10 protein-coding genes and 1 pseudogene are annotated in these 13895 nt (G+C 39.4%); 10 read left to right on the plus strand and 1 reads right to left on the minus strand.

The features are described 5' to 3' along the window. Positions 1-318: 318 nt before the first annotated feature. The 10 genes and pseudogenes from OGY83_RS25210 to OGY83_RS20175 all read left to right on the plus strand — a co-directional run bounded on the left by OGY83_RS25210 (position 319) and on the right by OGY83_RS20175 (position 12363). On the plus strand, positions 319-630 hold the full coding sequence (locus OGY83_RS25210) for a helix-turn-helix transcriptional regulator (protein WP_353622053.1): 312 nt from the start codon (positions 319-321) through the stop codon (positions 628-630). A 10-nt stretch (positions 631-640) separates the two neighbouring features. Then, on the plus strand, positions 641-1108 hold the full coding sequence (locus OGY83_RS20135) for a hypothetical protein (RefSeq protein WP_286636775.1): 468 nt from the start codon (positions 641-643) through the stop codon (positions 1106-1108). Next, positions 1108-1896, plus strand: a complete 789-nt coding sequence (locus OGY83_RS20140; protein ID WP_286636777.1) for a hypothetical protein — start codon at positions 1108-1110, stop codon at positions 1894-1896. The genes OGY83_RS20135 and OGY83_RS20140 overlap by 1 nt, the downstream gene beginning before the upstream one ends. Continuing rightward, the gene (locus OGY83_RS20145; RefSeq protein ID WP_286636778.1) at positions 1893-3128 is read left to right on the plus strand and encodes a TolC family protein; all 1236 of its coding nucleotides are present in this window, start codon (positions 1893-1895) and stop codon (positions 3126-3128) included. The genes OGY83_RS20140 and OGY83_RS20145 overlap by 4 nt, the downstream gene beginning before the upstream one ends. A gap of 2 nt (positions 3129-3130) precedes the next feature. Next, positions 3131-4387: an HlyD family secretion protein gene (locus OGY83_RS20150; RefSeq protein WP_286636779.1), complete on the plus strand. Its 1257-nt coding sequence runs from the start codon at positions 3131-3133 to the stop codon at positions 4385-4387. Between the two features lie 4 nt (positions 4388-4391). Then, entirely contained in the window at positions 4392-4871 is a 480-nt protein-coding gene (locus OGY83_RS20155; protein ID WP_286636780.1) for a hypothetical protein, read from the plus strand. Between the two features lie 2 nt (positions 4872-4873). Further along, positions 4874-6817, plus strand: a complete 1944-nt coding sequence (locus tag OGY83_RS20160; RefSeq protein ID WP_286636781.1) for an ATP-binding cassette domain-containing protein — start codon at positions 4874-4876, stop codon at positions 6815-6817. A gap of 133 nt (positions 6818-6950) precedes the next feature. Next, a complete protein-coding gene (locus OGY83_RS20165; protein WP_286636782.1) occupies positions 6951-11693 on the plus strand; it encodes an Ig-like domain-containing protein in 4743 nt (1580 codons plus the stop codon). A gap of 84 nt (positions 11694-11777) precedes the next feature. Further along, positions 11778-11987, plus strand: a complete 210-nt coding sequence (locus OGY83_RS25335) for a type IV toxin-antitoxin system YeeU family antitoxin (protein ID WP_370616438.1) — start codon at positions 11778-11780, stop codon at positions 11985-11987. A gap of 53 nt (positions 11988-12040) precedes the next feature. Continuing rightward, positions 12041-12363: pseudogene (locus tag OGY83_RS20175) on the plus strand (TA system toxin CbtA family protein). A gap of 203 nt (positions 12364-12566) precedes the next feature. Here the strand turns inward: OGY83_RS20175 and OGY83_RS20180 are convergent. Then, positions 12567-13103 carry a GNAT family N-acetyltransferase gene (locus OGY83_RS20180; RefSeq protein WP_286636783.1) on the minus strand — a complete coding sequence of 179 codons (537 nt, stop codon included), beginning with the start codon at positions 13101-13103 and terminating at the stop codon, positions 12567-12569. Between the last annotated feature and the right edge of the window lie 792 nt (positions 13104-13895).

Genomic DNA, 13895 nt, shown 5'->3' on the forward strand with positions numbered 1-13895 from the left:
TATTGAGCACTTCAAGTTTATAGATAACACATCAACAGCAGAGGATTATTTGTTTGAGGTTGAATATTATATTCCAGTAATCTATTAGTACTAAAATGGATTAGCAAAATGAATAATATCTGTTTGGTATTTCTATTTTTTGCAATTATTAATACTGCTCCTGCTGTGGCCTCTATTCACACTTCGAGATTTATTGTTGATAAATGTGAAATAAACCCATCAAATTGGCACGTAAAAAATTGCGTTGTAAACCGCGAATAGCATTTTGTGTTATCATAAAATACCTGGTTTAAATAGCAGTGGAGTAAGGGTGAATTAATGTATGATGAGATCGATTTGAAATATAGTGAGGGTCGGATAAACATTAATGGTGATAAAAGCACGGATTGCACGTTTTGGTTATACCCTCCGTTATGTTTAACACATACCGAATTACAAATACTTTATTGTATCTTACAAGGAAAATGTGTTGATGATATCGCAGAATATCGAAATAGAAGTTCAAAAACAATATGGGGGCAAAAGAAACAGATTTATTTAAAATTGGGGATTCAAAGTGACACAACGCTTTATCGTGATTTAATAAAAAAAGGAATAATTAATTTCGAAAAAAATAGCATTAAAGAATAATGGTTGACCAATGTCTGACAAAACTAATGAAGAGCACAATAACGATGAAGAGTTGGCTCCAATGGTTGATGGTCTCAGTGGTGCATTATGTATATTTATACTTATCACTACAGTCTTTATGATTAGTGGGATTGAGACTGTCGTTACCGGAGGGGGGAGATATTTCACAGGAGAGAACACCTCAGTAAACTATGATCAAAACACCATCTATTTTGAAGGTGTTATCTCTTTACCAAAAGATGATTATGATAAAGTTACTTCTAAAATAAACTCCAGTGGTGGAGATAAAATAATTTTTGAAGCATTTACTTCGGATATGTCGGAGGGTGATTCATTAAAGGCCAAAAGAAAATTAATATATAACTTATTAGAATTCAAAAAACAACTTAATATTGAAGACATGCGAATAACGCTAAAAGTTTCCGAGGTTGACTTTTGCGGCAGTGCAACATCATGTATTAAATGGAGAGTGGAATAATGTATTTGATTGGGTTCTTATTTTATATAATAATCGCACTTTCTTATTTTTATATAGATGAAATATATGAGATAGTGAATCAATCATATCTCTTGGCTCAATCGATAACAATAGGTATGGGAGTTCTGTATATTTACCCCCTTGCAATTTTTGTTTATATTTGTGCTTTATCTAAGAGAACGGATAAACACAAACATATTATAGACTCGCAAACTAAGATTGCTGCCTCGGTATCGGTGTCACTCGGGTTGATTGGTACGTTCCAGGGCTTGACTGCGATGGTCTCCTCTATTGCCAGTTCAATGGGGGGAGAGGGCGATATAGCGGAGAAAATGAATTCAATGCTTTCCGCAATTTCATCGGCGCTGTCAGCGATGTCATACGCTTTTTTGACGTCAATTCTGGGTGTGGCAGTATCCGTATTATTACTTTTAAGCCTTAATTTTTGGCTATTCTATTTTAAGGAAACATCGCCTAAAAAAAATAAAAGCCGTTCTCTTACCATCAATTACGGAAAGGTAATTGTGGATAATTTTGGGGAAGTAGAAGAAAAACTATCATTAGTAAATGAGAAACTCGATAGTCAGAGAGACATAGAACAGCAGGCTCTTCTGCTAAATCAGCAAGTGCTTGCTTCGCTATCTGATATATCAGATAGTTTGAAATCCATAAATCAACAATTAGAGGAAACACAAAAATACCAACGCGAACAAATATCCGGAATTAAGACTAATTTTGAACAGTTTAAAACGAACCTTCGAAACACAATGGAGATTTTGATCAAATGAAGTACGCAGGTATTTTTCTGTTGATATTTGTAATGGTATCAATGAAGAGTTATGCGGCTGCTAATGATTATCATAGTTATTTAAAAACAGTTCTGGATAATGCGGAAAGCGTCAAATCAAAAGAGGCTTTGGTCAATGCTGAGGAATTAAATAAACTTAGTACCCAACTTTATGCCGTACCTAAAGTGTCAGCCTCTGTAACACCAAAAGCAAGTAAAGCCAATAGCAATAAGCAATATGTCGAAAGTAAGGTAACTCTTTCCTCATTACTTTTTGAGGATACATTATTTAGCAACATCAAAGCCCAGAACTATAAACTACTGGCGTCAGTCGTTGATCTGGATAAAGAGAAGGAGAGAATCACAACCGCTATTATGAGCGATCAGATACATATTTCTTTATATGAGAAATTACGTGATAACGCTGTACAGTTGAAACGTGAAGCGGAATCACTTTATCAAAAGATAAATGTAAAGTACGATTTCGGTATCATTAAAGAAAGCGATGTACAGTTGGCCAAACTTTTAGTACAAAAGATTAATAATGAAATTGACAGTATTGAACATGCAATCGATCGTCTTAAAATAAATATTGAATCAAATGCTTTGCATCCTTATCCAACCGAAGGGATAAGGATTGAAGATTCTAAAATCGATGCGCTGTTGAAATTCAATAATAAAGAATCCGCATTAGTTAATAACTTTGATCTTCGAAAATTATCTCTCAGTAAGGATGAAGTAAAAGAAAATGCGCGTAAGCAGGATTCAATGCTGTCAGTCAGTGTTGTAGCAGAAAATAAATGGAACGATGACAAAACAGTAAAAGACGATTCTTATGTTGGCCTAAAATTTTCGGTCAATATATTTGATCTTGACAATAAGCTAGCGAAATCAGCAGGTATTGAGAATTATAAATCTCTATCCTGGGATTATGACCATAAATATAAACTGCTACTAAATCAAATCAAATTAGCGAAATTGACCTCTGAAGCAAATATTCGAGAGATCACTAACCTGGAACGTCAATATAAAACAACAAAGGAATTAATTAAAAATCAGGAACGAGAATATGGAATCAATCAGGCATCGGTATATGAGATGCTAAACACACGTTTCGATCTCTTTCAGCTAGAGAAATCTATTACTGAAATGAAAGTTTCAGAAGCGAAAAACAAAATTAATCTTTTGCAGGTTTATGGGCAAGTCCTTGATTTTTTCATGGGTGAGACTTAAAAGTGAAAAAGATTTTCAACAGCATTTATAGTAAAGTAAAAAAACATCGGTCGCCGTTTATTATGTTAACAGTGACCATGATGGTTTTTCTTTATATTATCTTTAGTGAAATTGATATCGTGTCGCCTGGGCAGGGTGTGATAACCGGAGGAAATGATAAGGTCGTTATTAAAAGCCCTAGTTCCGGATTTATTAATAGTTTTAACTTACAAGAAGGCGACCAAATTGAAAAAGGAATGGTTTTATTTTCTTATACTAATCTTGATTATACTTATAAGGGAATAACTCTTAAAGACCTTATTGCTTTCAATAATAAGAAAATAAAGTTTTTACAGCAAGATAGTAAGCTATTGGAAAGCTTATTGGCTACGCCCTCTATTCCTGTTGACCTTGATAAGGAGGCTACATCAGAATTTGGAACTCTTAGTTATTATTCCTTTAGAGAGGAAAATGATGCTCTACTGATGGAAGAACAAAGTTTACAAGAGAAGGAGAATCTTTTGAATGAGGAGGTTAAACTACGTGAGAAACAGATAGCTCATCTTCAGCGGAAGGATAATCTGTTAAGAAAAGGTGGGGCAAGTGATATTGATGTACTAACTAATACTGCGGATATAGAGCGTCAAAAAACGGACCTCATTAATGTTAAAATTAATTTTTTAACTTTAAAAAATGATATTTCAAATGCAAAGTCAAAGTTTAAAGTTAAACTTTATGAGCAAATCCATAGTATTAGAGATAAAATATCTGACCTGGAGCGGAGTAATATTGAAAATAGGGGGGAGTTAGAATTAATGAACGATAAGGTTTCTACCAATAGCGTTACATCCCCTTTCTCTGGCAAAGTTTTAAAAATAGAACACAATTTAAAAGAGGGTTCGTTTATTGAGCAATACCAGCCGATAGTGACCGTCAAGCAGGATAACATTGGTCGTGTTATAGAAGCAAAATTTGATACAAAGTATCGCCCTTATTTATATGAAGGCGCCGATGTTAAAATCGCCGTTAACTCGACGGCATTCAAGAAGAACTTCACTGGTAAAATATCCAAAATTAGTGCTGACTCTTTTGTCGATAATGCTCCAAACAACAGTGAGCAGCGTTATTATAGTGTGACGATAGATACCTTTGAAGAGATTGACCCTTCCCTCCTGCCTGAGGGGATAGAAGTTAACGTTTTTGCAACGAGTAAAAAAGTATCAATTTTTGAATATATGACTGCAACACTTAAATCTAATATTGTATTTAATGTTTGGTGAAAATATGCTTGGATTCGTCTCTGCGCTATCTTCAACACTTGCTATTGTCGTTTTAATATCATCAGTTTTATTGGTGAATCTTCTCACTTTTACCTTAAAAAAAAGTGAGAAGGATTTTCAGCTAAAGCTAAATGAAAACGTCATGAAACAAGAGGAGGCATCAAATGACGTACAGAATGGTGTACAGGGGAATGAGCAGGACAAGTCGTCAGGTATCAATTTAAGTGGAGCCAGCATTAGTAAAAATATTATTTCACTGAAGGAGTTACCACCCCGTAATTCCAATATTAAAGATATGGTGACGGGATGTTCTTTTGGTAATAACTTTAGCTACGAAGTGGCATCCAAATTATCAGCGCTAAATTATATCATTCTGGCGAAAAACTTTATGGGTACAAACGTAAAGATAACGCTTGAAAAACCAAAGCTAGATGAAAACAAAGTGAATGATTGCTGGGTAAACCTGGATGACGGAGACAAATAAAGATGCTGATGAGCGCATTTAACATTTATTGTAAAAAAATAGGTGTTACATTTTCAGTAGATCAAAATATTACATTAATGGAATTGATGAATAACATCAATGAATATATTGATGATGATTATTTTGATTATAAAGTTCAAAGTTTCGTTTGCCATGACATAGTCGAACTCCCAGATATTTTTATTCTGGAGAATAATGGCGATGAATTTCTTTTATATGAAAGGATTATGGATGATTTCTGTTGCCTTTCAGAGGGGGAGCATGCTGAGCGCAGTTCGTTTTTAGGCAAAAAAATTCTTATAATTACTTCGGAACCAAAGAGTACAGATGCAAATGATGTATATAATATAATTAAGAATAAACTTCCACGTATGAATTTTCTATTTATACCGTTGGTTGTATTTTCATTATTACTGCCGTTCTATTCGAATCTGTTCAACTCCCGGTTAGTATACAGTTCATCGTTAATGTCGGTAATTTACATCACTGTTTTTTTTATCTTCTTCGCGGTTTTGGAGAAGGTATTAAGAGGTTGGATATACCAGTTGGTCGCAAAGACCAACCATGAAAATAGTATTAAATTAAGCAGTTTTCTGGTGTGTATGTTATCAGTAAGTAAAGATAATGCTGCTCCAACAACATGCCGTACTATCGAAACATGTACTGCCGGATACTGGAAATCAGTGACGGCGTCGCTTATCGATATTGCGTTGTTTTCTGTGTTTTTTGTTTGCATTATGTTGATGCTTGGAAAATATAGCATCTTGTTGCTTTTGTACTATCTATTATTTTGTTTTTTATGCATTTATGTGCGATTTGAATCATACGAAAACACACTTAAAAATATGCAGCTAAGTACCGATCGGTTAACAGATCATTTATCTTTGCATTCTAATCGCATCCAGGCTCGGTTTGTCAAATTTGACAGTCTGCGGAATTTTTTATTTGCAAAAAACTGTGGCAGCGAAAAATTGGCCTTACAATTAAATATGCATAACCATCATTGGGGGGAGTTACTGAAGTTAAATACTTTTATTTCAATGATCGTCATGTATATTGCATGCTACCTTGCAGTTAATGCGGGAAGCTTGTCGATAGGAACGATCATCGCTGTAATGATTGTCAACTCTCGTTTATCTGCTTCATTGATAGGTTCTGTGAATGGAATATATAATATAAAGGTTCATCTACATCAGATAAAATTGAGCCTGTTGAAACTAATGGACAATATAGATTCTGTCCGGACTAAAACACATCTTAACAAAATAGAACAGGTATCAATTGAAAATGTCACTATTGAACCACATGGTAAGGCTACGCTGTCTGATTATAGTGGGAGTTTTACTTCAGGAGACATAGTAACAGTATCAGGAAAAGTGGGTGCCGGGAAAAGTACGCTATTACGTAGTTTAGTTGCTTCCAATGAGATGTATCACGGTACTATCCGATATAATCAGGTTAATATATGTAATATTAATAGAATGACTTTTGAGAAAGAGGTCGCCTTCTATGACCCTAGTTTTCAGTTCTTTACGGGCTCCTTACGTTTTAACTTTAACTTGCATGGTATCTACGCAAATGATCGTATTTTAGAACTACTTAATCAATGTTGCCCGGGGCTAGCAGTGGATTCAAGTATTCTGGATGAGGGCGATGCCGCTTCTTTAAATCTATCAGCGGGAGAAAGACAGAAGCTTATGATAGCTATGATTCTGGAGAAGAAACCATCGTTGATCGTATTAGATGAGCCAACCTCCTTTATGCCTGATCATGAAGGGTTAGTATTTTTACAAAACTTAATTAAACGTCATGAAGATGCGATATTCTTTATTGCCACACACGATCAGCGGATTAAACAACTTTCAACGGCATCAATACATATTACCCCAGAATCGGTGCACAAGAAGATCTTTATTAATACCCCGGGCCTGGTGCATAATTGCTGATGGTTGATCTCATGATTAGATAGGGCCGAAAGGGTTTATTTTATAGTCAAAGGTTTTATAAAGATGACATACAATTGTTGAAGTTTTAGCCACGCCACCAACATCGTTATTCATCATCTATATGGAGCATCTGATGAAAACTGTTAATATAAATACTTTTGATGCAAATAATTTTTCTGTTGATAATCTCAAAGTTTCTGGATTTGATGTAATTATTACTGACATCAAAGGGGAAACAATTAGAATTGCGGACGGTTTACCTGAACTTTTATTGGGTAATATCAAGCTGAAACATGCCGATGGTCAACATATTGAAACCTCCGATATATTGAAGTCAATTGATGCGAGTAAATTGGGCCTCGATGTGGCTGTTCTCGGTGGACTTATTGAAGGTTCTGATGTTAAGGGGGAGCAAAAAGGTACTAAATTACCTTCAACAGAAGATACCGCAGGTACTGATAAGAAACAACTTGATGAATTACTTGATGAAAACAAAAAGCTTAAAGAAAAACTGGCAGAAGCAGAAGAGCAACGGGAAGTGGAAAAGGCTGAGATAACTTCAGAACCTATTCAAACCGTTTCAACAGAATTGAATGAACAACCTCAGGTTCAGGCTCAGGTTCAACCTGCGCCCGTTAACGTACCGAAAAGGAAACTGCCGTTAGAGGAAGGGGGGGGAAGCTCTTCTTCCGGGTCAGCTCAAACGAAGAACGCTAATTCCGGGCAACAAGAAAATGATGCGTCCCAGGGAACTGCTATTCCATTAAGTGCTGAGCTGAAAAAGGAAAGCGATACGGGGATTGCCGGGGACAATATCACCGCTGATCCACAGCCAGTTTTTACTGGTAAGACGGCACCGCTAGCTGAAGTGCTACTAACTATCGGTGGCAGCACTTACACCACTATTGCCGGAGCTGATGGTAGCTGGAAAATTACCGTGTCCAATCCACTTCCGGAAGGTAGCAACACCTATACCGTTAGTGCTAGTACCTCTAACGGTGTTACCGGCATTCTGCAGGGTGGGATCATAATCGATACCCAATCGCAGGAGGTCACCGTGGAGCTGGACAGCATATCGGATACCGGTGTGAAAGGGGATTTCACCACTCAAGTTCAGACGCCCACCCTCAGTGGAACGGCGGAGGCAGAAGCGACGCTGATACTTGAAATCGGCGGACACAGTTACACTTTCAGCGCAGATGCATCGGGGCGCTGGAACTTTACCCTGCCTGATGCATTAGGCGAGGGAGTACATAATTATACACTTACCTCTACCGATAAAGCGGGTAACAGTACTGCCACACAGGGCATACTGACGATTGATACGACTGGTCCTCTGCTAAATGTGCAGTTGGATGAATCCAACAATATGCTTATGGATAATGTCCTTGGTAATAACCAGCCGACATTCTCAGGGAGCACTGAACCAGGCCTGACGGTAACGATTACGATCGGTGACAAAACATATCAAATCGTTGCTGATGGCAACGGAAACTGGAGCTTTACAGTGCCTGTTGCCCTGGAGAACAAGACCTGGGAATACACGGTGACGGCAACCGATGCGGCTGGCAACCAGACGTTTATTAAAGATCAGGTTGTGATTCAGCATCAGGAAAGCGTGGAAACTCTTCCTTTGACGGGAGGGCTGGATGCGGGTAGCGACTCCGGTGTCGCAGGTGACAAAATTACCAGTGTTAATAAGCCAGTTTTTAGCGGCACAACAGTACCTGGCGCCTCGGTTACCGTTTCAATCGCGGGAAATGATTACACTGCAACGGCTGATCTGAATGGGAACTGGGAGATCGAGGTAACCGATACCCTTCCCGATGGTGTATACGATTATACGATTACTGCAACAGGAGCAAACGGGGATACTGGAACAGTAAATAATTATCTGACAGTAGATACGGAACTGCCATATACGGAAATCCAGATTGATGCTGCCTCGGATTCCGGTGTTAAGGGCGATAACATCACTAATGTTAACAAACCTCTCTTAACCGGCACTACGGAACCCAATGCGATTGTCAAAGTTGTTATCCAGGGCGTGGAATATGAAACAAAAGCCGACAGTTCTGGCCAATGGAATGTACAGGTTTCCGCACCGCTCTCTGAGGGAAATAATAGCTACACCGTGACAGTGACAGATGCTGCGGGTAACAGCAGCAGCACTACGGGGGAGCTCATATTGGATTCTACGGGACCGAGCCTGTCAGGAATTAAGTTTGTCGATGGTTACGACGATCGCTATTCAAATACTTACACTCCAACGATCGGTGGATGGGCAGAGGCAGGGTCAACCGTGTATATTCAGATCGGTAGCCGGCAGTACAGTGTAACTGTGCCATCCAACCGTCAATGGCAGTTCAAAGTTCCTGCGGGATTCATTACTGAGGGTAACCCACACCAATATATTACTTTTATTGCTGAAGATGCGGCAGGTAACCGAACACAACAAACGATCAAGTTTTCCTTTATTACGGATAAACCAATAATCACAGCTGATATCTCTGTGAATACCGATACAGATATTGTAGGTGATAAAATAACAAGTAACAACAGGCCGACGTTAACCGGCACAATTGAGTGCAAGGGACAGACTGCAGCTCAAATAGCAATGGCGAAAGTCACTATTTCTATTAATGGGAAGATTTATGAGAATATTTCCGTTAGCAGGGATGGAAAGTGGACATTCGCTTTACCTGATGAATTAGTAAACGGTAATACTTATAACTATACAATTACTGTTACGGATTTCGTCGGAAACACGAATACATATCAATCTTATGTAACTATTTCGACGCTGTCGGGTTCGCTGGATGCCGGGAGTATCACTGGTCTGGGCTCTGACCAGGCTACCTCTGATGTTACGCCAACCCTCTCAGGAAAAGCTAATGCTGGATCAATGTTAACTATCCTGATTAATAATAAAAATTATCAGGTACAAGTTGGAAATAATGGACAATGGTCGTTTAAGATCCCTGACACACTTGGTGATGGGAAATATGATTATAAAATAACGGAGAGTACAACGGATGGGAAAACAAATACGTTCTCTGGCTACTTTGTCGTTGATACAAAAGCACCACAAACTCTCAGCGCAGGGCTTGAAGAGCATGCTTCAGGTGCTGTGAATATCTCGAATCGCCCCGATCTAACCCTTAAAGGCAAGACAGAGGCGTTGGCACTGGTAACCATAGTGGTTGCAGGTGTAACGTATCAGACATTAGCGAATGAAAAAGGTGAATGGTCATATACCTTTGATAAAAATGCATTCAGTATCAATACGCCTTATAACTATACGGTTACTGCCAGCGATGCTGCTGGAAATAAAACCACCATAACTGGTAATTTTACTATTGATACTATTACTGTTAGCGCGGATATTGATGATGCAACCAACTCGGGTAATACTTCAGACAATATCACTAACAACGCAAATCCCAAAATAACCGGTGTAACAGCCCCGGATGCTACTATTACTTTAGTTATCAATGGTAAAACTTATAATACGACCGCAGACAGCAATGGACACTGGTCTATAACCATAGATGATACCTTAGGTGATAACACGTACAGTTATACTGTCACGGCTGAAAAAGACGGTAAAGTTAACTATGCGACTGGTAACATTGTTATTGATACATCTTCGCTCACACCAACGCATGAGCTCGATAGTAATAGCGATTCAGGGGTTAAAAATGATCACATCACTAATGTTTCAACCCCGACATTAACGGGAAAAGCAGAAGCTGGAGCTACAATTACCGTAACATTAAACGGTACCTCTTACACAACTATTGCTGCGGATGATGGAACATGGTCATTGGTTGTCAACTTACAAGAAGGCGTTAATCACTATACCGTTATGGCAGAAGATAAAGCCGGAAACATGTCTGAAGTTGTAGAGGGTGAAGTGACTCTGGATTCACAAGCTCCTGCTACAACGTCTGGTTTAGTCAATGAAGACAACAGTGGTGATACAACGGATACCATTACTAATGTCTCAACGCCATCGTTAATGGGCAAAACCGAGCCCGGCGTGACGGTTACGGTTGAAATAAATAGCCATGTCTATACGACCATTGCGGGAGAGGACGGCTCGTGGACAATTCAGATCGTTGATCCATTAAACGAGGGAAGAAATGAATATACAGTAACAGTGGAAGATATTGCGGGTAATCAGAGTCAGACGAAGGGAGAGATCACTCTTGATACAACAGCGCCGGTAATCAGCGGGGTTAAGATGTCTGCATCTGATGATGCAGATGGCGATGGGGTAACTGAAACGAATAGACCAACCATTGAAGGCAAAGTGGATGAATATGATGTCGAGATGACAATATCATTTTCCGCAGGTGGTCCAAAATATCCTGTAGATATAAATAGCGATGGTACATGGAGTTATCAGCACCCCGAGGAGTTTGCGCCAGGAAAACATGAGTTTATCCTGGAAGTTACGGATAAAGCAGGTAACACTTCATCCAGTTCAGGATCTTTTGAAGTGGTTTCACCTGGGGGGGCGCCATTGCCTTTTGAAGAAACAACCGCACCTGTAGAATTTGAGGGTGTTACGCAAGCAGGCTCTCATGTTCAGTTATCCGTTGGCGATGATATGTACTCAACGCTTGCCGATGAATCGGGGAAATGGGCAATTACCAGTCAGAATTATTCCCAGGGTAATTATGCTTATAGCATTCAGGTTACCACGCCGTCGGGGGATATTTTCTCTGATAAAGGTGAAATAACCGTAGCTGAAGAGCGTTCAATAATGGAAAAACCGGCAAATAATCACGATTCGTCAGAAACATCGTCATTCTTTGTTAATGCTTTTGATGCTACGACTGAACTCAGCAATAGCGAAGAAACTCTATAAAAATAAATAGAGTTAATACCCTTCGTGGCTGTATTCAGCCACGAAGGTTTAGTTCTGCTGAAGGAAGATAATCCGAGAGGGTTGATGCAAAAAGCAGTGGATAAAGAAGAGACAATAGATTCTCATGCCCACCAAAATCCAACGGAAACGGCCAGCATAACGATAAAGGAGAGCGGGGTATCAAACCAGTACTTGCTGGTCACTGGTGAAATATACCCTCTCCATGCCCATTGCGTCACCTTTTACCACAATGGTTTCATTTGCGAAGCCGATATCCTTGGCAGTTGCAGCTAAATATACATCGTTGTCTATCCCACTCAACGCTAACTGATTTCAAGAAAGCAAACATGAATACTCTACCCAGAATCACCCCGCAGGTGGAGAAGCCATACCTGTCGACCGTGGCTATTTGGAAAATGTTACTTAGTCGTTTGCTGGAACAGCACTATGGTTTGACGCTAAAAGATACATCGTTCTGTAATGAAAGCGTTATACGGGAACATATCGATGCCGGTATCATTCTGGTTAATGCCGTTAACTATCTGGTAGGGAAGTATGAGTGGGTTCGTATCGATCGCACTGGATTTAGCTGGCAAGCACAAAATCCATATCTCACGATTTTGATATCATGAAAACCCGCCGAGCTCAGGGATTACTAAATCGTCATTAGTCTGATGCTAACAGTATCGCTGCTTTTGAGTGCGCCTGCGATTTAGTATCATTCGCTATCTACTGATTTATCGACAAAAGGGAACTGGATGAAATGGTAGCATCCGTGCTTTAGGGGGGGATATAAACTATAATAATAAAATTACTTTATTTTCAATTAATTAATCTCCTGTTTCGATTCCCTTCGCACTCCACTTAGTAATGTTAAATAGCGACACCGGAATCCGGTGGCAGCGTGCTGTTACCTTCACCCAGATTACGTTGTAGCAATACCGTGTCGAGCCATAGCCCATGTTTGAAGCCAATGTTTTTCAGTGTGCCGATTTCCGTAAATCCGGCTTGTTGATGGACTTTTAACGATCCCTGATTATTGCTGTCGCCGACGATGGCAATCAGTTGCCGATAGCCCTGCGCTTCAGCCCAGCTAATCACATGACGCAGTAATGCTTTTCCTACACCCTGACGCTGAGCCGTTGGAGCAATATAAATCGAATCCTCAAGGGTATAGCGGTAGGCATAGCGCTCGCGGTAGCGGGTGAGGTAGCAATACCCGATGACCTTATCTTCCTGCAGAGCGACGACCCACGGCAGCCCGAGGCTGCGGATTTTTTCCAGACGAGCAAGCATCTCGTGTGCATCCGGCGGGTCGGTTTCAAAGCTGCCGGTACCGTGAAGAACATGATGTGCATAGATATCGCGTATGGCGGGGATGTGCTTTTCTTCTGCGTTAACGATTTTCATTGACCAGCTCCCATTGGCGTCTTTGCCCAGATTACCTGAAAGACTGAGGGGAAGGTAAGTGCAAAAAGTTATGCTTCTATCAGTTGCTTGCAATGCAAATAGGCCTGCATATTGTAAGGGGAAATAATTGCTTGTGGTTGATGTTGTCAATAATACGCAAGGTTGGTAAATACATTAACGCGTAGAGTAATACACAATTATTCGTGCACGTCTTCGAGCGTGTATCCAAATACCAATTATGGTAGGTTTCGAAAATTGACGAATAAAGTTGTTTTATTTCAATGTGTTGTTACTGTATCTAATTCCTCCTGCGCCTGTACCTTTATTTTCATTTCATTGGCCCTGTTTGAACCCCAAAAATTAAGTTATATTTTGTTGTTAGCAGAGAGCCTATTATCAGATTTTTCTCTATTCCCCCTCTCAAAATAGTTACCATGCAAACAGTTGCGCGGTGTAGCTATGCTAACCAGCAATAGTAAGCATCGTCACATGATGTCACCGTGCAAACTTTGTTTAAATCCAGAATTCAATCCCAAGAGTATTAGGATTATTTAGTCTAAAATACTTTTTTGCCTAAGACTTTTCTTATTGCATAGCAACAAACTACATGGAGTGATAAAATTCCCGAGTTTATGCCTCCTGTCCAACGATTAGAGGACGCGGTGAGGGTAGTCAATAAGACGAAAGAATTAATTGCTTCATAACCCTATTACGAAATAAGCGGCAGTGCATCTTACATGGTCGACAATCGTCAAGGATTGACCTTAACTTATTGAAAACGCTTATTTTTAC

Origin of the sequence: Citrobacter sp. Cpo090 (assembly GCF_030332665.1) — a bacterium.
Lineage (GTDB): Bacteria > Pseudomonadota > Gammaproteobacteria > Enterobacterales > Enterobacteriaceae > Citrobacter > Citrobacter portucalensis.

Excerpts from the sequence above, each read along its gene's own strand:
- OGY83_RS25210 (WP_353622053.1), top strand. The coding sequence starts at position 319 with ATGTATGATGAGATCGATTTGAAATATAGTGAGGGTCGGATAAACATT.
- OGY83_RS20135 (WP_286636775.1), top strand. The coding sequence starts at position 641 with ATGTCTGACAAAACTAATGAAGAGCACAATAACGATGAAGAGTTGGCT.
- OGY83_RS20140 (WP_286636777.1), top strand. The coding sequence starts at position 1,108 with ATGTATTTGATTGGGTTCTTATTTTATATAATAATCGCACTTTCTTAT.
- OGY83_RS20145 (WP_286636778.1), top strand. The coding sequence starts at position 1,893 with ATGAAGTACGCAGGTATTTTTCTGTTGATATTTGTAATGGTATCAATG.
- OGY83_RS20155 (WP_286636780.1), top strand. The coding sequence starts at position 4,392 with ATGCTTGGATTCGTCTCTGCGCTATCTTCAACACTTGCTATTGTCGTT.
- OGY83_RS20160 (WP_286636781.1), top strand. The coding sequence starts at position 4,874 with ATGCTGATGAGCGCATTTAACATTTATTGTAAAAAAATAGGTGTTACA.
- OGY83_RS20165 (WP_286636782.1), top strand. The coding sequence starts at position 6,951 with ATGAAAACTGTTAATATAAATACTTTTGATGCAAATAATTTTTCTGTT.
- OGY83_RS25335 (WP_370616438.1), top strand. The coding sequence starts at position 11,778 with ATGCAAAAAGCAGTGGATAAAGAAGAGACAATAGATTCTCATGCCCAC.
- OGY83_RS20180 (WP_286636783.1), bottom strand. The coding sequence starts at position 13,103 with ATGAAAATCGTTAACGCAGAAGAAAAGCACATCCCCGCCATACGCGAT.